Here is an 18906-nt window from a genome sequence, read left to right on the forward strand (position 1 = left end):
CGAAGGTCTAGAAGCCGAACTGGCTCCGCACCGCCAGCGTAGTATAGTCCTGGCCGATCTGCACGCCCGAACTGTTGCGGCGTTCGACTTTGACATCCTGCCCCTGCACGATAAAGCGCATAGCCGGATTGAGCGTCCAGCCCAGACCCAGCGAGGTGATGTCCTGCTTGCCGCCACGGACACGGTCTGCCGTTAGTGCGACATCCGGGTTGTAGTCGAGATCCAGGGTCGAATAGCGCGCAACCAGTTCGAAGGCGCCCCACTGGCCCTTCTTCGGGTCGAAATTGTTCTTCGGCGTGATGCCGTCGAAGGCCGCCGTGATCGTGTTGTACTTGCGCGATTCCCCCGTCAGCACCCAGCCGCCTTCGACATACCAGCCCGAAAAGTCGGGATTGGAAACGCCCGGCGCCGGGTTGTAGCGTTCGATGCCCAGATTGAAGGTTTCCACCTGGGTAAAGAAGCGGCCGTTCTGATAGGCCAGTTCCAGGCCGGTAATCGCCGCCGATTGCGCATTGATGGCGCCGGTATCGATCAGGCGCGTGCTGTCTAGGCGCAGTTCCGGCCGGTCACGGAATTGAACCGGATAACGCGTCGCCGCCGAAGCGCCGGCATCGGCGGGGTTGATGATGGCCGAATGGTTGATGCCGGCATGGAGCAGCCAGCCATCGCCCTTCAGCGGCGTTCCGGCCAGGCGGGCAGTAAAGCCGAGCTGTTCGTCAGCACTGGCGCCGGTGAAGCCGGACGATTGGGTGTTGAGGGCAGAGACCGTATTGCCGGTCACCGACACATACCACAGCCAGCGGTCATGGGCATTGAAGGCCGCCACGCCCATACGGGTATCGCCGGCCACCAGGCTGCGCTGGATGTCAGAGACCGAAGCCCGTTCCATGAAGGGCGAGGTCATCATTGAGCCAGCATCGCCCAGCCCCACATTGGGGGCGAACTCGCCAATGCGCAGCTTGACCGACTTGAACCCGGAATATTGTAGCCAGGCTTCGTGGACGCGGCCGACATCCTCGGCGCCCGAACCGCCGAACTCGAGCGTGACGTTGTAATCGAAATCGGTGAACAGCTTGCCGACCATGCCGATGCGGGCGCGGCGGAAATTGGTGCCGGAATTGAAGTCGCGGCCGATCACGGCCGGGTCCAGGTTCTTGTCCTGGCGGAAGCTGGCGGCGTCCAGTTGGAACACGCTCTTCAACGATACGCTGAAGGCATTGTCGGCGGAGGCAATCGTCGCGGTGCCGTTCTTGATCGTGACCGGCGCGGTCTGAGGCGGCAGGGGAGCGGGGGCAGGGACGGGAGCTGCCGCAACCTTCGTTGCCGGTGCGGGCGCGCCATATTGTTTGGCGACCTCGGATTTCAACCCGTCCAGTTCCGACTGCTGGCTGTCGATCTGCTTCTGCTGGGCGTCGATTTGGGCCTGCATGGCGTCGATTCGCGCCTGAACCTCCGGCGGCACCTGCTGCGCCAGGGCGGGCACGGCCATGGCCATGGCGAGGGTGCTGAGGGCGAAGACCCGGCTTGTCCGGTTGAACCTACGCATGCAAAACGACTCCTGTACTGATCTCTTAACCATATAGTTGCGGATGATTAATCACCTGTTACGCGAGACCGGTTCGCCGCCTATGGCGTGAGTCGCTGGGAGAACGAAGTTCTTTTGTGACAGTTCGGTGACGGGCTGGCCAGCCGCCGCAAAAGGCTTTATGTGCACGCTTTGACGAAAGGAACCGGCCATGGCCATTGCCCAGAGCGAACTGCAGGCGCGTATCGAAGCCGCCTTTCCCGATGCCGAGGTGACCATCACCGACCTGGCGGGCGACGGCGACCACTATAAGGCGCGGATCGTGTCGGGCGCCTTCAACGGCTTAGCCCGCGTGCGCCAGCATCAGTTGGTCAACCGCGCCCTGGCCGATCTGCTCAGCGGCCCGCTGCATGCCCTGGCGCTGGAGACGGTGGCCCTAGATACGGTGGCAAAGGACGGCTGATGCTGTCCAGGGTCAGTTCCGGCACGCTCGGACTCCTGTGTGGCATGGGCGCCGGCGCGCTGTGGGGACTGGTCTTCCTGGCGCCGGAGCTGGCACGGGCCTTCACGCCGCTGCAACTGACGGTCGGGCGCTATCTCGCCTATGGCGTCATCTCGGGGGTGCTGATCGCGCCGCGCTGGAAGTCGCTGGTCGCCGTCATCACCGGGCGGGAATGGCGGGCGCTGTGTTGGCTGGCCCTGACCGGGAACACCCTCTACTACATCTTTCTGTCGTCGGCGGTGCAGACGGGTGGCATCGCCATGACCTCGCTGGTCATCGGTTTCCTGCCTGTGGCGGTGACCCTGATCGGCAGCCGCGCCCATGGCGCCGTTCCCGTGGTGAAGTTGCTACCCTCGCTGCTGCTCTGTGCCGGCGGGGCCGTCTGTATCGGTTGGCAGGCCCTGGCGGTGCCTGCGCAGTCCCCGGTTGCCCAGCTTGTCGGTCTGCTCTGTGCTGTCGGGGCGCTGATATCGTGGACGATCTATGCCGTCGGCAACCGTCATTGGCTGGAAAAGCTCGGCACCGTATCGGCTCAGGACTGGAATCTGCTGACGGGTGTCGTCACCGGCGGCCAGGCCCTGCTGCTGATCCCGATCGCGCTTGTTCTGGATCGCACGCATCATGACGTTTCGGCCTGGATGCAGTTTGCCTCTGTTTCGATCGGCGTGGCGGTGGTGGCCTCGATCATCGGCAATGCCCTGTGGAACCGGATGAGCCGCCTGCTGCCCCTGACCCTGGTCGGCCAGATGATCCTGTTCGAGACCCTGTTCGCCCTGATCTACGGCTTTGTCTGGGAGCAGCGCTTGCCGACCGTGCTCGAAGCTGCCGCCTTTGTGCTGATCTGTGCCGGGGTGATCTCGTGCATTTCGGCGCACCGGACGCAGGTGGAACCCCACTGAAGGATATTATTTATCGCCTCACGTTTATCCAAAAAGTGGCATCCACTTTTTGGCGCGAGGCTATTATCCTGAATCGCTTCAACAATTTATCCGCCTTGACTCCTGATCATTTTTGGAACAAAACAGGAACATATTTCCGAAGAAATCGGAAGAATGGTGAGTGGTTCCAATGGCGAAACCTGCGTTCGAAAATCTCGAAGCGCTGCGCCGGCACGTCCAACTGCTGGAGGGCAGCCGGCGTGTCGCCGGTGTGCTGCCGTTCGGTATTGAACGGATCGACGCCCGCCTGCCGGGCGGCGGACTGACCCTTGGCGCCCTGCATGAGGTCGCCGGCCGCGACCAGGGCGTGATCGACGGCGCGGCGGCGGCGCTGTTCGTAGCGGGTATCGCCGCCCGCACCGAAGGTCAGGTCCTGTGGTGCCTGACCCAGGCCGACCTGTTTGCCCCCGGCCTGGCTCAGGCAGGACTGGATCCGCAACGCGTGCTCTGCGTCGAGGCCGGCGACGAGAAAAGCGTCCTGCTGTGCTGCGAGGAAGCCCTGCGTCATGGCGGCCTGGGCGCCGTGGTCGCCGAGGTGTCGCGCCTGTCGCTAACGGCATCGCGGCGGCTGCAACTGGCGGCCGAGAACACCCGAACCCTGGCTCTGGCGCTGCGGCGGTGGGGGCAGGTGAAGGCGGCGGCCGAGTTCGGCCTGCCGACGGCGGCTGTAACGCGCTGGCGTATTGCGTCGGCCCGTTCCCACGCCCTGCCGGTGGCCGGGATCGGCACGGCGCGCTGGCGGCTGGAACTGTTGCGCTGCAAGGGCGGGGATGCCGCTGAATTCGATGTGGAGGCAAGAGATGGCCAGGCTGGTCTCGCTCTATCTGCCCCGCTGGCCGACCGACCGGCTGCGGCGACAGTGGCAGCACGACAAGACGGCTTCCGCGCCGCCTCCTGAGACGCCGCTGGTGCTGAAGGGGATGGACGGCCGCCGCCGCGTCGTCACGGCCGCCGACCACGCTGCCCATGCCGCGGGGCTGCGTGTTGGTATGCCCCTGACCAAGGCCCAGGCCCTGGTCGAGAACCTGGCCGTCTACAATGCCGATCCTGACGGCGACCGCGACGCGCTGGAACGGCTCGCCGGCTGGGCGCTGCAGACCTATTCGCCGGTGGTGGCCGCCGATCCGCCCGACGGCCTGATCCTGGACATTACCGGCGCTGCGCATCTTCATGGTGGTGAGCCTGCTCTGCTGGAGGGCATGATCCGGCGGCTTGCCGACAAGGGCATCGAAGCCTGCGCCGCCATCGCCGATACCTGGGGGGCTGCCCACGCCTTATCACGTTTTGGGGCCAGGTTTGGGGCGCGGCCGGTTGTGATCATCCCGCCGGGCAACAGCGCTCAGGCTGTACGCAACCTGCCTGTGGCGGCGCTGCGAGTGCCCTATAGTCTGGTGCAAAGCCTCTCTGTTCTGGGGTTTGACGCCATCGGCGAACTGATCGCCCAGCCGCGCGCCCCCCTGGTTCATCGTTTCGGCCGCGAACTTGGCCGCCGCCTGGACCAGATCTCGGGCCACCTGGCCGAACCCATCGATCCGGTCGACCTGCCCGACGTCACCGAGGTCAAACAGGTGTTTTTCGAACCCATTGGCGCACCGGAAACCCTGGCGCGCTATACCGCTAAACTGACGCAGCAACTGTGCGACGCCCTGGAAGCGCGCGGGGAGGGCGCCCGGCAACTGGACCTGCACTTTATTCGCGTCGACGGCCGTATCGAAGCCATCCGTATCGGTACCGCCAAGCCGGTGCGCGATACTGCCCGCCTGACCCGGCTGCTGTGCGACAAGATCGAAACTGTCGATCCCGGCTTCGGCATCGAAGGCATGCGCCTGATCGCGACCCTGGCTGAACCCCTGATCATGACCCAGACCAGCAGCCAGGAAGCGGCCGGTCCCGACCTGGCCGGCCTGGTTGATACCTTGAGCAACCGCATCGGTGGCGAACGGGTCTATCGCCTGAGCGCGGTCGAAAGCGATGTGCCGGAACGATCGGTGCGGCGAAGCCCGGCCTTGTCGGCTGTGCGCTCAGGATGGCCTGTCCATTGGCCGCGCCCGGTCCGGCTGTTCCGTCGGCCCGAACCCGTCGAAACCCTGGCCGTTCTGCCCGATCATCCGCCAAAGGTGCTGACCTGGCGGGGCGTTCGTCACCGCGTGCTGGCGGCGGACGGGCCTGAACGCATCTTCGGCGAATGGTGGAAACACGACAGCGAAACCTGGGCCGTGCGCGACTATTTCCGCGTCGAACTCGACACCGGTGAGCGCCTGTGGGTGTTCCGCAGCGGCGACGGCGAGGACGGCGCCACCGGCAGCCATAAGTGGTTCCTGCATGGTATGTTCGCATGACCTATATCGAACTCCAGGTGACCACCCACTTCTCCTTCCTGCGCGGCGCCAGCAGTCCGGAGGAACTGTTCCACCGCGCCGCGGAACTGGGCATCGAAGCCCTGGGCGTGGTCGACCGCAACTCCTTGGCCGGCATCGTTCAGGCGCACAAATGGGCGAAGGCGACCGGCGTGCGGCTCATTGTCGGCTGCCGTCTGGACCTCGTCGATGGTGCGTCCCTGTTGGTCTATCCGACCGACAAGGCGGCCTATTCGCACCTGTGCCGCCTGCTGTCCCTGGGCAAGGGCCGCGCTGGCAAAGGGAAATGCCAGCTCGACTGGAACGATGTCGAAGCCTGGAACGCAGGTCTGATCGCCGTCCTGGTGCCGGACATGGCGGATGACACCTGCGCCCTCAACCTGCGCCGGTTGGCCACCATTTTCGGCGACCGCGCCTATCTGGCCCTGACCTTGCGCCGTCGTCCCAACGACGCTTTACGTCTGTATGAACTGACGCAGATCGCTGTAAAGCTTGGGGTTCCAACCGTGGCGACAAATGACGTGCTGTACCATGACGCGTCGCGCCGCATCCTGCAGGACGTCGTCACCTGCATCCGCCACAACTGTACGATCGATGAGGCCGGCTTTCGCCGCGAACGCCACGCCGACCGCTATCTCAAGCCGGGCGATGAAATGGCCCGTCTGTTCAAGGCCTACCCTGACGCGGTCGCCCGGACGCAGGAGATCGCCGCGCGCTGCCGGTTCGACATGAAAGAACTGGAATATCAATATCCCGACGAAAAGTCGCATCCGCACCTGACACCACAACAGGCGCTGGAAAAGTTCGTCCGTATCGGCGCGGCCAAACGTTATCCTGACGGCGTTCCGGACAAGGTCGAAAAGCAGCTGCGCCATGAACTCGATCTGATCGCGGAGATGGGCTATGCCAACTATTTCCTGACCGTCCACGACATCGTCCACTTTGCCCGGTCGCAGGATATCCTGTGCCAGGGCCGCGGTTCGGCCGCCAACAGTTCGGTCTGCTATGTGCTGGGGATCACCGAACTGGATCCGGCCAAGTACGACCTTTTGTTCGCTCGTTTCCTGTCGAAAAACCGCAACGAACCGCCCGATATCGATGTCGATTTCGAACATGCCCGGCGCGAAATCGTCATGCAGTGGGTGTTCGACACCTATGGCCGCGATCACGCCGCCCTGGTCGCCGTGGTCACCCGTTATCGTATCCGCGGCGCTTTACGTGATGTCGGCAAGGCCCTGGGCGTGCCGGAGGACGTCCTCAAGGTCCTGGCCCAGCAGTACAGGCATTGGGCCACCGAACTCGATGAGACGCACCTGGAGGGGCTGAACCTCAATCGCGACGCCCGCCGCATCCGCCTGACGCTCGACCTGACGCGGCAACTGGTCAATGCGCCGCGCCACTTGTCGCAGCATCCCGGCGGTTTTGTGCTGACGCGCGACCGGCTGGACGATCTGGCGGTGATCGAGCCGGCGGCCATGAAGAACCGCCAGGTCATCGAATGGGACAAGGACGATATCGATGAGTTGAAGTTCATGAAGGTCGATTGCCTGGCGCTCGGCATGCTGACCTGCATGAAGAAAAGCTACGATATGCTGGCCGAACACAAGGGCGTCGCCATGGACATGGCCGGGATCCCCGCTGACGACAAGCCGACCTACGCCATGATCTGCAAGGCCGACACGGTGGGGGTCTTCCAGATCGAAAGCCGCGCCCAGATGTCGATGCTGCCGCGTCTGCGGCCAGCCAACTTCTATGATATCGCCATCGAAGTGGCGATTGTGCGGCCGGGGCCGATCCAGGGCGATATGGTCCATCCCTATCTGCGCCGCAAGCACGGGCTGGAACCGATCGAATATCCCAATGAGGCGGTGAGGGATATCCTGGGGCGGACCTTTGGCGTGCCGCTGTTCCAGGAGCACGCCATGAAGGTGGCCGTGGTCTGCGCAGGCTTCAGCGACGACGAAGCCGATCATGTCCGCCGCAGCCTGGCGACCTTCAAGCACACCGGCGGCGTGAAGAACTTTCGCGACAAGATGTACGCCGGCATGATCGGGCGCGGCTACTCGCCGGAGTTTTCCGAACGGCTGATCAACCAGTTAGAAGGCTTCGGCTCCTATGGCTTCCCGGAAAGCCACGCCATCTCGTTTGCCCTGATCGCCTATGCCTCATCGTGGATGAAGTGCCACCATCCCGACGTCTTTCTGTGCGCCCTGCTGAACTCTCAGCCCATGGGCTTCTATGCCCCGGCGCAACTGGTGCGTGACGCCCGCGAACACGGCGTCGATGTCCGGCCGGTCTGCGTCAATGCCTCGCGCTACGACTGTACCCTGGAGGAGACCGGCACGCCCGGTAAGCTGGCCGTGCGGCTGGGATTTCGCATGATCAAGGGCATGTCGGAGGACGAGGCCGCCGTTTTGGTGGCGGCGCGCGAAGAGCGTTATGGTTCGATCCGCGAGGTCTGGCGCCACAGTGGTTTGCCGGTTTCGACCCTGGTCAGGCTGGCCGAGGCCGATGCGTTTTTCCCCTCGCTGGGCCAGTCGCGGCGCGAGGCCCTGTGGGCGCTGAAAGGCATGCGCGACACGCCCTTGCCGCTGTTCGACGGCCCTGAGACGCATGAGCCGGCGGTGGTGCTGAAAGCCATGACGGCCGGCAGCGAGGTCGTCCAGGACTATGGCCATGTCGGCCTGTCCCTGCGCCGTCATCCGGTCAGCTTCCTGCGCGGCGAACTCAGCGAGCGCGGTATTGTCACCTGCAAGGCGGCCAATGCGCGCAAGGACAAGAGCCATGCCCTGGTCGCCGGCATGGTTCTGGTGCGCCAGCGGCCAGGAACGGCCAAGGGCGTGACCTTCATGACCATCGAGGACGAGACCGGGATCGCCAATGTGGTCATCTGGTCGAAACTGTATGAGGAGCAGCGCCGGCTGATCCTGACCGCGCGCATGGTGGCGATCAGCGGCCAGATCCAGAAGGAAGGCGAGGTGGTGCACCTGGTGGCGCGGCGTCTGATCGACCTGTCGGAGCAACTGGACAGCGTAAGTGAACGCGATGACGCCTTCCCGATGCCTTATAGCCGCGGCGACGAATTCCGCCATGGCGAACCGGGGATGGATCCCCGGGTGCTGAAACGCACCGGCAGCCGCGCGGCGCAATCACCGGTCATCCTGGTCAAGTCTCGGGATTTTCATTAATTATTCTTCTCTCCGCCTGCGGGGAAAGGGGGGGGGCGAAGGCCGAGTGGGGTGACTTTTCGTAAAGGTCCCTCACCCGATCGCTTCGATCGGCCCTCGTCCTATCACCCGAGGGTAGGGGGCTTGCCAAACCAAACAGTTCATTGATTTTAAAGGTTAATTTGTAAAATGACCTATGCAGAATTTGTCTAGATATTTTTGACGCTGTGCAGATTTCCTCGCAGATTGAATGGCCATTTTCTATCTGAACATTATGGCTAAGCGGCGGCCTCCTGGGCTACTGCAAGCCTCTCTTCGGCGTAGCGGACTTGACACGTTGGGAAATCAGGGGAACCCTTCGCTTGGTGAATTTTCACTTGGAGGAACGTCATGGTCAGAAGAGTTTTGCCATTGGCAACGGAGATCGTGGTTCAGGACGAAGGCAGCGTGATTCCTCATCATGCGCTTGTTGTCGGGTATGACTCTTATGGTCGCGAATGGGCGATGGACAATGCAAAAGGGACCAACGTGTCGCCTCGACCTTTAGCGCAGATTACCAGGAACCGCCCCTTTAAGATTGTGCGGCGTCAACCGGCCTACAGCCCAGCCGTGATCGTTCAGCGGGCCTGGCAGCGGCGTGGCCAGTACTACAGCGCTGCGGGTTATAATTGCCAGCATTTCACGTCGGACTGCGTAACTGGGAAGCCCAAGAGTGAAACAGTTCGGAACCTTGGCGTCTTGGCAGCCGTCGCCCTGGTAGCTATTGCGATTTCACGTGACGAGTAAGATATAGCGTCAACGGTGCTCTTGATGATGTAGCGAACGCTCTGCTGCATTACGTTCTTCGATTGCTCATAGTACATGCCTTGCCATAGGATAGATTAACGCTAAGTTCTAAAAAAATTTATCCCGGACCTTGCTAGAGAACAATTTACGATACACCCAACTGATTTTTGCAAAATAAATTATGACAGCGCTAAACAATTTTATTGTCAGAACAAATTCTGGCAACTCTGAAATCCCAATAATGGCTGCAAAGCCGATATTCATTTTAGGTAAAAACGGATCAGGCAAGTCTGAACTGGTGCACCGATTTGTCAGTAGTGGCGTGCAAAATGTCATCTACATGCCCGGTGCGCGCCCGAGTTATTTCGACAATGAAGAACCGTCGATGACGGCACAGCATCGAGCCCAAATTGGACAACATCTCCAAGGCTGGAATAGGTCTGCCGAGACCCGATATCGTTCGATTGCAGGGGCAGCTCGAAACGAGAAGGCGATTCACGACCTCATCGCGGCGGAAACCCAATATTCCATAGATGCTGTCAGGGAAATAAGAAATCGAGATACGGCTGAAAATGCAATTTTGCGCCTACAGGCGGGCGAGTCGCCTTTAGCTAAAGTCAACCGTCTTTTACGTCAGGCAAATTTGCCAGTTCAGATTGAACTCGACCGTGGTCGGCTGTTGGCAAGGAGAAATGGTTCGCCGCCCTACGGTATAGCCAGAATGTCAGATGGCGAGCGAACCGCACTCGTCTTTACTGCTGACGTCACCGCCGCGACCGCCGGAACTATTTTCGTTATCGACGAACCAGAATTACACCTCCACCGCTCCATCGTCGTGCCCCTCGTCGCATCGTTGATAGCTGAACGTAGTGATTGCGGCTTCATTATCAGCACTCATGAGCTCGAACTGCCTGGCGAAATTGACAACGCGGTTGTCATTTTGGTGCGCGGAAGTGTCTGGAATGACGGTGCCGTTGCATCTTGGGATATTGACGTCTTGGATTCAACAAGTGTTCTGCCTGAGGAAGTTCGGGTAGACATTCTAGGTTCGAGGCGAAAAATACTGTTTGTAGAAGGCGGCCAAGGAAGTCTTGATCAGCCGATTTACTCGCTATTATTTCCGGAGGTGTCCGTCCGGAATCGCGCAACTTGCGCAGATGTTCGACGCGCAGTGGTCGGGCTTAATGCCTCAGATCAGATCCACAATATCCGGGCGTTTGGGATTGTTGACAATGACGCAATGACCCCCGAGTTCATCGATAGCTTAGCCAATGAGCAAGTTTTTGCATTGCCGGTATTTTCGGTTGAGAGCTTGTATTACCTGCCTGAATGTCTCAACGCGGTGGCCATTCAACAGGCGCAAACACTAGGCGGGGGACCGACCGAATTAGTTAATGTCGCTGTCGCGGGCGCCTTAATGGCACTATCGAACACCGGTACCGCTGAGCATCTAGCATCAAAAGTCAGTGAACGGCACATGCGAGACGCCCTATTAACGGTCTTACCTACGCGGGAGGCCCTAATGAACACGCCGAATGATATACAAGTAAATATTCCCTCGCCCTATCCGGGGGAATTAGCACGTTTAACGGCCATGATTGTGGGCGGTGACTTTGACGGTATCGTAAGTAGATATCCAATCAGGGAGAGCGGCGTACCCGCGGCTGTTGCCCGAGGCCTTCGTCTTCAAGCGCCATCAGATTATTATAAAGCGGTATTGTCACGGCTAACTAACGATCAATCTCTCAAAGAAGCCGTGTGTAATCGGCTCGCCCCTCTCTCACGCGCGCTCTTACATGCGTAAAGGCGCTGGCCGATGAATTCTGTTATCGACGACTAGTTTCTGAGCTCAAAATAGGGATGCCGCCGACCCAGTCGACCAGCATGTCGCCGTCCCAGACCAAGGAACGTACGCCTTCGTGAGGCAATCGGATAAGGCGGGTTTGGGGTGGCATATCAGACGTAAGGCGAAGCATCGCGCTTTAACCGGCGCAGGCAGAATGTCGAACGGGCGTGGCGGATGCCGGGGAACTTCAGCAACCGCTTACGCAGGAAGTTCTCATACCCCTCGGTGTCCTCGACCGCGGCGATGATGACATAGTCATATTCCCCCGTCGTCAGATAGGCGTCGGTGATTTCCGGCTGCTGCGCCAGGTGGCGGGAAAAGGCTTCGATCTTCTCGTCGTCGTGCTGTTCCAGATTGATTTCGATGATCACCGATAGCGGCCGGCCGATCTTTTCGGCATCCAGCAAAGCGACATAGCCCGAGATCACGCCAGCCTCTTCCATCCGCTTGATCCGCGACCAGCACGGTGTCTGCGACAACCCGACCTTGTCGGCGATGTCCTGTGTGGTAAGGTGGGCATTCTCGCGCAACAGGCGAAGTATGCGCCGGTCGGTATCGTCCAGCTCCTGGACGGGTTTGCTACGTTTCATTGCCTTTTGTGCCCTGCAGCAAAACTTTTATCTATCTTTACGCAATATAGCAGAATTTCATTCGCTTCACCAGCGGTTTGCGCACCACAGTTCGGAAGCACTTTCTTGCGGAACGGGTCTAGTATCGAAGGTAACAACGAGCGCAATCCGATAAAGTGGGTACCACTTTTCGGATAAATTGCGCGACCAGGAAAAAAGATCGTTCGAAGAACGATCTAATACAGGGACATATCGGATGCGCGCGCAGGTTACCCTTGCCGACAAGTATGAGCTGGACTCCGGCCGCGCCTTCATGACCGGGGTTCAGGCCCTGGTCCGTCTGCCCATGCTGATCCGAGAGCGCGACCGCAAGGCAGGCCTGAACACGGCCGGATTTATCTCCGGTTATCGCGGCTCACCGCTGGGTACCTACGACATGCAGTTGTCGAGCGCCCAGAAGCTACTCGATGCTCATGACATCGTCGTCCAACGCGGCATCAACGAAGACCTCGGCGCCACCGCCGTATGGGGCACCCAACACGTCCCCCTTTTCCAGGGCGCGAAAAAGGACGGCGTCTTTGGCCTGTGGTACGGCAAGGGCCCCGGCGTCGACCGCACCGGAGATGTCTTCAAACACGCCAACCTGGCCGGCACTTCGCAATATGGTGGCGTCCTGGCCCTGGCCGGCGACGACCACAGCTGCAAATCCTCGACCCTGGCCAACCAGTCGGAATTCGCCTTCTTGGATGCTGAAATGCCGACCCTGGCACCGGCGACCATCGACGAAGTCATCGACTTCGGCATGAAGGGCATTGCCCTATCGCGCTATTCCGGCTGCTGGATCGGGCTAAAAACCATCGCCGACCTGATGGACGCCTCGACCTCGGCGCACATCGATCCGACCGGCTACACCACCGTCACGCCCGATTTCGACCTGCCCGAAGGCGGTCTCAACATCCGTTTGAACGACCCGCCGGAAGCCAAGGAAATAAGGCATCGCCACTATCGCCTGCCTGCCGCCCAGGCCTTTGCTCGCGCCAACAACATCGACCGCATCGTCAGCAACTCGTCACGCCCGCGCTTCGGCATTGCCGCCACCGGCAAGGGGTTTCTACATGCGTTAGACGCTCTGCGTCTGCTCGGAATCGGTGACTCCGAAGCCCGCGATCTCGGCCTGCGCCTATGGAAGATCGGCCTCGTCTGGCCGCTCGATCCGGAGGCCGCCACCGCTTTCGCCGATGGTCTTGAGTTCGTTCTGGTCGTCGAAGAGCGCCGCAACCTGATCGAATACCAACTGCGCGACGTCCTCTACACATTGCCTGACGGCCGCCGTCCGCGCATCCTGGGCAAGAACGATGCGGCCGGCAAACCTCTGATCCGCGACACCCTGGACCTCGACACCGGCCACGTCGCCCTGGCGCTGTACGACAGCCTGCCCGAAGGCGCCCGCACCGAGGCCCGCGCCGCCGTCGCCGCGCGCCTGCGCCAGCAAGCCGTGGTCAAGGACAATGTCGTGCCGCTGCACACGCGCAAACCGTTCTTCTGCGCCGGCTGCCCGCACAATACCTCGACCACCGTGCCGGAAGGCTCGCGCGCCACAGCCGGCATCGGCTGCCACTACATGGTTCAGTTCATGCCGAACCGGAATTCGGAAATCTGCACCCACATGGGCGGGGAGGGGGTGACCTGGGTCGGCCAGGCGCCGTTCACCGAAGAGAACCACATCTTCGCCAACCTGGGCGACGGCACCTATTTCCACTCGGGTCTGCTGGCCATCCGCCAGGCTGTCGCCGCCGGCGTCAACATGACCTACAAGATCCTGTACAACGATGCCGTCGCCATGACCGGCGGGCAGCATGTCGACGGCCAACTGCATCCCGTCACGGTCGCCCAGCAGGTCGCCGCCGAAGGCGTCACCCGCATCATGATGGTGTCGGACAATCCCGACCGCTGGCGCGGCCACCCCAAGATGCCGGCTAAGGTCAGCTTCTGGCACCGCGACGACATGCCGGTCGCCGAAGAAGAACTGCGCAACACACCGGGCACCACGGTTCTGATCTTCGACCAGATGTGCGCGACCGAACTGCGCCGCCGCCGCAAGCGCGGTCTGGCCCCCAAGGCCAAGGAACGCATCTTTATCAATCCCGCCGTCTGCGAAGGCTGCGGCGACTGCTCCGCCAAGTCGAACTGCATTGCCGTCGGCCCCAAGGAAACCGACCTCGGCCGTAAGCGCGAGATCGACCAGTCGGCGTGTAATATCGACACCAGTTGCGTCAAGGGCTTCTGCCCCTCCTTCGTCTCACTGGACGGCGCACAACTCAAAAAGGCGCAGGTCTCCGACGTCGACGCGATCATCGCCGACCTGCCCGAAATCACCCCACCGCAGCTGTCGGCCGAACCCTACAATATCCTGCTGACCGGTATCGGCGGTCTGGGCGTGACCTCGCTTAGCGCCATGGTCGGCATGGCGGCGCACCTGGACGCCATCGAAGTCTTGGCCGTCGACCAGATCGGCCTGGCCCAGCGCGGCGGTGCCGTTGACGCCCATATCCGCCTCGCTGCACCCGGAGCCATGCTGCCGGGCGGCCGCATTCCCTTCGCCGAAGCCGATGTGCTGATCGCCGCCGACATGGTCACCGCCCACGGCAAGGCCTGCCTGCCGCTGATGGACGCCGCACGCACGAAGGGCTTCCTCAACTCGGCACTGACGCCGACGGCGGAATTCACGCTCAACACCGAAACCAAGTTCGACAGCGTCTCCATGCTGCGCCGGGTCAAGGCGGCGACGCGCGACCTGAACGCCTTCGACGCGTCTGGCCTGTCGCGCAAATATCTTGGCGATGCCGTCTACACCATCATGGTTGTGCTGGGCGCCGCCTGGCAGGCCGGGACCGTGCCGCTGAGCCGCGCCGCCATCGAGAAGGCGATCGAGCTGAACGGTGCCGAGGTTAAGTCCAATCTGCGCGCCTTTGCCCTGGGTCGCGCCTTCGTCGCCGGGCGCCTGAACACGTCGAAAAAAGTGGAGGAGACCTTCGACCTCGACGCTTTCATCGCCGCCCGTATGACTGACCTGGAAGCCTACCAGGACGAAGCCTATGCCCGCGACTACAAGGCGTTGGTCGACATCGCGCGCAAGGCCGAAGCGAAGTTCGGCACGACCACCTTCACCGAAGCCGTGGCGCGCTATGCCTTCAAGCTGAAGGCCTATAAGGACGAGTACGAGGTCGCGCGGCTTTACCTCGATCCGGCGTTCCGGGCGCAACTCGCGGCCCAGTTCGAAAACCCGGATAAGGTCAGCGTCTTCCTGGCGCCGCCGCTGTTCGGCGAGAAGGACGCCCACACCGGACTTCCCAAAAAGCGGAAGTTTGGGCCGTGGATCTTCAAGGCCTTTGCCGTCCTGTCGGCGCTGAAAGGCCTGCGCGGCACCACCTTCGACATTTTCGGCTACAGCGAAGAACGCCGCATGGAGCGCCGGCTGATCGGCGACTATGCGCAACTGATCAACCGTCTGGCCCGCGAACTGGCGCCGCATAACTTCGATCTGGCGGTCGCCCTGGCGCGTCTGCCGGAAGACATCCGCGGCTTCGGCCATATCAAGCAGGCCAATCACGCCAAGGCCCGAACCAAATGGACCGAACTGCTGACCCAGTTCGAGGCCGCCCAACCCCCAAAACCTTACAACGATAAAGTGCTTACCAAGGAAGTTGCTCATGTTTGACCATCCCGATTTTGACGCCCACGAAAAGGTCCTGTTCGTCAACGACGCCGCCACGGGCCTGCGCGCCATTATCGCCGTCCACTCGACGGCGCTGGGCGCAGCGGCGGGCGGTTGCCGGCTGTGGTCCTATGCCGCGGATGCGGACGCCTTGACCGACGCCCTGCGCCTGTCGCGTGGCATGTCGTACAAGAACGCCATGGCCGACCTGCCCATGGGCGGCGGCAAGTCGGTGATCCTGGGGCCTGTCGCTTCTGAAAAGCGTGAAGCGGTTCTGGAAGCCTTTGGCCGCGCCGTCGACACCCTGAGCGGCCAGTACATCACCGCCGAAGACGTCGGCGTCTCGGTCGCGGATATGCAGATCGTGGCCCGTACGACGAAACACGTCTCGGGCCTCAGCGCTGCGGCCGGCAAGTCGGGCGGCGATCCGTCCCCGTTCACCGCGCGCGGCGTTCGCGTCGGCATCGAGTCTGCCGTCCGTGCCCGCCTCGGCCGAACGGAACTGGCGGGCCTCAGTGTCGCCGTTCAGGGCCTGGGCCATGTCGGCATGTATCTGTGCCAGGAACTGAATGAGATGGGCGCGAACCTGATCGTTGCCGACATCAACCCGGCGCGCGTCTCGGAAGCCCAGATGCGTTTCGGCGCGGTCGGCGTCTCGGTCGACGATATCCTGACCCAGCCCGTCGACGTTGTAGCGCCGTGCGCTCTGGGCGGCACGATCACCGAATATGTCGCGCGCTATATCCGCGCTTCGGTGGTGGCGGGGGCCGCCAACAATCAGCTGCTGACGGCGGAAGCCGGCCGTATCCTTGGTGAGCGCGGTGTGCTGTATGCACCGGACTATGTCATCAACGCCGGCGGCATCATCATGGTCCAGGGCGAAATCTCCGGCGACAACGATGCCGACCTGATCCGCGCCCGCGTCGATGCCATCGGGCCGCGCCTGGACGCCATCTTCGCCACGGCGAAAAGCGATAATGTGATCACAAACGAGGTTGCCGATTCCATGGCGCGCGTTAAACTTGACGCTGCCCGGCGGATGCGTGCCCGCATCGCGGCGTAATATTCAAAGAGGCCCCTCCGTCTCAACGCGTTTCGCCCATAGGGGGCTCACTTCCTCTTCTCCTCCCCATTTCTTCAATGGGGAGGTGGCGAGCAAGGGAGCCTTCTTGAGGGCGACCGCGTCGAGACGGAGGGGTCCTCTTACGGACATAGAAACGAGAGCGGAATGCGCGACATCCATCACTTCATCAACGGCCAGTCCGTACCAGGCACCTCAGGCCGTTTTGGCGACATTTACGATCCCAATACCGGCAAGATCCAGGCCCGCGTGGCGCTGGCTTCCGGCGCCGAGATCGATGACGCCGTGCAAAAGGCGGTCAAGGCGCAAGCCGGATGGGGCGCGACCAACCCGCAACGCCGCGCCCGCGTCATGTTTGCCTTCAAGGCCCTGCTGGAAAAGCATATGGACGAATTGGCCGTTCTGCTGTCCAGCGAGCACGGCAAGGTCGTCGCCGACTCCAAGGGCGACATCCAGCGCGGCCTGGAGGTGGTGGAATTTGCCTGCGGCATCCCGCACCTGCTGAAAGGCGACTATACCGAAGGCGCCGGCCCGGGCATCGATGTCTATTCGTTGCGTCAGCCCCTGGGTGTCGTCGCCGGCATCACCCCGTTCAACTTCCCGGCCATGATCCCGCTGTGGATGTCGGCGGTCGCGCTTGCGTGTGGCAATGCCTTTATCCTCAAGCCGTCGGAAAAGGACCCGTCGGTGCCGGTGCGCCTGGGCGAACTGCTGATCGAGGCCGGCCTGCCCGAAGGCGTGTTCCAGGTCGTCCATGGCGACAAGGAGGCCGTTGACGCGCTTCTGGTCCATCCCGATATCCGGGCGATCAGCTTTGTTGGCTCGTCCGATATAGCACAATATGTCTACGCCACGGGTTCGGCCCACGGCAAACGAGTCCAGGCCATGGGCGGGGCCAAGAACCACGGCATCATCCTGCCCGACGCCGACCTCGATCAGGTCGTCCGCGATATTGTCGGCGCCGCCTATGGCTCAGCCGGCGAACGCTGTATGGCGCTTCCGGTGGCCGTTCCGGTCGGCGCCAAGACGGCCGATGCCTTTATCGAACGTATGACCGACGCCGCCCGGGCGTTGAAGGTCGGTGTCTCGACCGATGCCGAAGCTCATTACGGCCCGGTGATTTCGGCCGCCCATAAGGCAAAGGTCGAGGCCTACATCCAGATGGGAGTCGACGAAGGCGCCGACCTGGTGCTCGACGGTCGCGGCCTGAAGCTGCAAGGCCATGAGGATGGCTATTTCATCGGCCCGACCCTGTTCGACAAGGTGACGCCGCAGATGAAGTCCTACCAGGACGAGATCTTCGGCCCGGTCCTTCAGGTCATCCGCGCTGAAACCCTGGAAGAGGCGGCCGCTCTGCCGTCGCAACACGCCTACGGCAATGGTGTCGCCATCTTTACCCGCAACGGCCTGGCGGCGCGCGAATTCGTCTCCAAGGTCAATGTCGGCATGGTGGGTATCAATGTGCCGATCCCCGTGCCGGTGGCCTATCACAGCTTCGGCGGTTGGAAGCGCTCGGCCTTTGGCGACCTGAACCAGTACGGCGAGGACGGGGTGCGCTTCTACACCAAGGTCAAGACGGTGACCTCGCGCTGGCCGGATGGCGATATCGGCGACCAGGCCTTTATCATTCCGACGATGAAATAGGATGCAGATCGTAGACTTCGAACAAAAGGGCCGGGTGGCGGTGGTGACCTTGAATCGCCCCGAAGCCCTCAACGCGCTCAACTACCAGACCATGACGGAGCTGAGCGCGCTAATCGTCCAGATCGACCGCAATCCGGAGATTGCCGTGACAGTGATCACCGGTGCGGGCAGGGCGTTCGCCGCCGGCGCCGATATCAAGGAGATGGCGGGGCGCGATGTCGCCGACATGTACCTGAACGACTATTTTGCCGGCTGGGATGCTTTTGCCGCCTGCCGTAAGCCGGTGATCGCCGCGGTCAATGGCTTTGCGCTGGGCGGCGGGTGTGAACTGGCCATGATGTGCGACCTGATCATCGCTTCGGACAAGGCCAAGTTCGGACAGCCGGAAATCAAGCTGGGTGTGACGCCGGGCATGGGCGGGTCTATCCGCCTGACCAAGGCCATCGGCAAGGCCAAGGCGATGGATATGGTCCTGACCGGGCGGATGATCGATGCGGCCGAAGCTGACCGGATCGGCTTGGTCAGCCGGGTGGCTCCGCATGACGAACTGATGACCGTGGCCATGGAAGCGGCGGAGACGATCGCGGGCTATGGTCTGCCGGCGATTCTGGCGGCCAAGGAGATGGTCGGCCGGGCTCTGGAACTGCCGACGACCGAAGGCGTGCGGTTTGAACGGAGGCTGTTTACGGCGCTGTTTGCGACGGAAGACCAGAAGGAAGGCATGGCGGCGTTTGCCGAAAAGCGGCCGCCGCAGTTTAAGGATCGCTGACAAATTA

13 protein-coding genes are annotated in these 18906 nt (G+C 61.9%); 11 read left to right on the forward strand and 2 right to left on the reverse strand.

Annotated elements, in window-relative coordinates; translation table 11 throughout:
* Window positions 1-7 precede the first annotated feature (7 nt).
* Window positions 8-1546 carry an OprO/OprP family phosphate-selective porin gene (locus ABI_RS18815; RefSeq protein ID WP_006274645.1) on the reverse strand — a complete coding sequence of 513 codons (1539 nt, stop codon included), beginning with the start codon at window positions 1544-1546 and terminating at the stop codon, window positions 8-10.
* Window positions 1547-1736: 190 nt separating this feature from the next.
* Between ABI_RS18815 and ABI_RS18820 the strand changes: the two genes are divergently transcribed.
* The 7 genes from ABI_RS18820 (at window position 1737) to ABI_RS18850 (ending at window position 11079) form a co-directional block, all read left to right on the forward strand.
* Window positions 1737-1988, forward strand: coding sequence for a BolA/IbaG family iron-sulfur metabolism protein (locus ABI_RS18820; RefSeq protein WP_006274647.1), 252 nt, complete (start codon window positions 1737-1739; stop codon window positions 1986-1988).
* The gene (locus tag ABI_RS18825; RefSeq protein ID WP_040309738.1) at window positions 1988-2926 is read left to right on the forward strand and encodes a DMT family transporter; all 939 of its coding nucleotides are present in this window, start codon (window positions 1988-1990) and stop codon (window positions 2924-2926) included. Before ABI_RS18820 ends, ABI_RS18825 begins: the two co-directional genes overlap by 1 nt.
* 169 nt (window positions 2927-3095) lie before the next feature.
* Window positions 3096-3863 carry an ImuA family protein gene (locus ABI_RS18830; protein WP_040309739.1) on the forward strand — a complete coding sequence of 256 codons (768 nt, stop codon included), beginning with the start codon at window positions 3096-3098 and terminating at the stop codon, window positions 3861-3863.
* Window positions 3766-5304 (forward strand): Y-family DNA polymerase, encoded by a 1539-nt coding sequence (locus ABI_RS18835; RefSeq protein WP_040309740.1) that lies wholly within the window; start codon window positions 3766-3768, stop codon window positions 5302-5304. Before ABI_RS18830 ends, ABI_RS18835 begins: the two co-directional genes overlap by 98 nt.
* A complete protein-coding gene (locus tag ABI_RS18840; RefSeq protein ID WP_006274651.1) occupies window positions 5301-8510 on the forward strand; it encodes an error-prone DNA polymerase in 3210 nt (1069 codons plus the stop codon). Before ABI_RS18835 ends, ABI_RS18840 begins: the two co-directional genes overlap by 4 nt.
* A 369-nt stretch (window positions 8511-8879) precedes the next feature.
* Window positions 8880-9275 (forward strand): lecithin retinol acyltransferase family protein, encoded by a 396-nt coding sequence (locus ABI_RS18845; RefSeq protein ID WP_040309741.1) that lies wholly within the window; start codon window positions 8880-8882, stop codon window positions 9273-9275.
* A gap of 181 nt (window positions 9276-9456) precedes the next feature.
* On the forward strand, window positions 9457-11079 hold the full coding sequence (locus ABI_RS18850) for an AAA family ATPase (protein WP_006274652.1): 1623 nt from the start codon (window positions 9457-9459) through the stop codon (window positions 11077-11079).
* Between the two features lie 152 nt (window positions 11080-11231).
* On the opposite strand, the gene ABI_RS18855 is transcribed toward ABI_RS18850, so the two are convergent.
* Window positions 11232-11711: an Lrp/AsnC family transcriptional regulator gene (locus ABI_RS18855; RefSeq protein WP_006274653.1), complete on the reverse strand. Its 480-nt coding sequence runs from the start codon at window positions 11709-11711 to the stop codon at window positions 11232-11234.
* Between the two features lie 235 nt (window positions 11712-11946).
* On the opposite strand from ABI_RS18855, the gene ABI_RS18860 reads away from it, so the two are divergent.
* The 4 genes from ABI_RS18860 (at window position 11947) to ABI_RS18875 (ending at window position 18899) form a co-directional block, all read left to right on the forward strand.
* Window positions 11947-15408: an indolepyruvate ferredoxin oxidoreductase family protein gene (locus ABI_RS18860; protein WP_006274654.1), complete on the forward strand. Its 3462-nt coding sequence runs from the start codon at window positions 11947-11949 to the stop codon at window positions 15406-15408.
* Complete coding sequence (locus ABI_RS18865) at window positions 15401-16468, forward strand: Leu/Phe/Val dehydrogenase (RefSeq protein ID WP_006274655.1); 1068 nt, start codon at window positions 15401-15403, stop codon at window positions 16466-16468. Before ABI_RS18860 ends, ABI_RS18865 begins: the two co-directional genes overlap by 8 nt.
* A gap of 165 nt (window positions 16469-16633) precedes the next feature.
* Complete coding sequence (locus tag ABI_RS18870) at window positions 16634-18130, forward strand: CoA-acylating methylmalonate-semialdehyde dehydrogenase (RefSeq protein ID WP_006274656.1); 1497 nt, start codon at window positions 16634-16636, stop codon at window positions 18128-18130.
* Between the two features lies 1 nt (window position 18131).
* Entirely contained in the window at window positions 18132-18899 is a 768-nt protein-coding gene (locus ABI_RS18875; protein WP_006274657.1) for an enoyl-CoA hydratase-related protein, read from the forward strand.
* The last annotated feature ends 7 nt before the right edge of the window (window positions 18900-18906 follow it).

The sequence above is a fragment of the Asticcacaulis biprosthecium C19 genome, assembly GCF_000204015.1.
Classification (GTDB): Bacteria; Pseudomonadota; Alphaproteobacteria; order Caulobacterales; family Caulobacteraceae; genus Asticcacaulis; species Asticcacaulis biprosthecius.

Excerpts from the sequence above, each read along its gene's own strand:
- ABI_RS18815 (WP_006274645.1), bottom strand. The coding sequence starts at position 1,546 with ATGCGTAGGTTCAACCGGACAAGCCGGGTCTTCGCCCTCAGCACCCTC.
- ABI_RS18820 (WP_006274647.1), top strand. The coding sequence starts at position 1,737 with ATGGCCATTGCCCAGAGCGAACTGCAGGCGCGTATCGAAGCCGCCTTT.
- ABI_RS18825 (WP_040309738.1), top strand. The coding sequence starts at position 1,988 with ATGCTGTCCAGGGTCAGTTCCGGCACGCTCGGACTCCTGTGTGGCATG.
- ABI_RS18830 (WP_040309739.1), top strand. The coding sequence starts at position 3,096 with ATGGCGAAACCTGCGTTCGAAAATCTCGAAGCGCTGCGCCGGCACGTC.
- ABI_RS18835 (WP_040309740.1), top strand. The coding sequence starts at position 3,766 with ATGGCCAGGCTGGTCTCGCTCTATCTGCCCCGCTGGCCGACCGACCGG.
- ABI_RS18840 (WP_006274651.1), top strand. The coding sequence starts at position 5,301 with ATGACCTATATCGAACTCCAGGTGACCACCCACTTCTCCTTCCTGCGC.
- ABI_RS18845 (WP_040309741.1), top strand. The coding sequence starts at position 8,880 with ATGGTCAGAAGAGTTTTGCCATTGGCAACGGAGATCGTGGTTCAGGAC.
- ABI_RS18850 (WP_006274652.1), top strand. The coding sequence starts at position 9,457 with ATGACAGCGCTAAACAATTTTATTGTCAGAACAAATTCTGGCAACTCT.
- ABI_RS18855 (WP_006274653.1), bottom strand. The coding sequence starts at position 11,711 with ATGAAACGTAGCAAACCCGTCCAGGAGCTGGACGATACCGACCGGCGC.
- ABI_RS18860 (WP_006274654.1), top strand. The coding sequence starts at position 11,947 with ATGCGCGCGCAGGTTACCCTTGCCGACAAGTATGAGCTGGACTCCGGC.
- ABI_RS18865 (WP_006274655.1), top strand. The coding sequence starts at position 15,401 with ATGTTTGACCATCCCGATTTTGACGCCCACGAAAAGGTCCTGTTCGTC.
- ABI_RS18870 (WP_006274656.1), top strand. The coding sequence starts at position 16,634 with ATGCGCGACATCCATCACTTCATCAACGGCCAGTCCGTACCAGGCACC.
- ABI_RS18875 (WP_006274657.1), top strand. The coding sequence starts at position 18,132 with ATGCAGATCGTAGACTTCGAACAAAAGGGCCGGGTGGCGGTGGTGACC.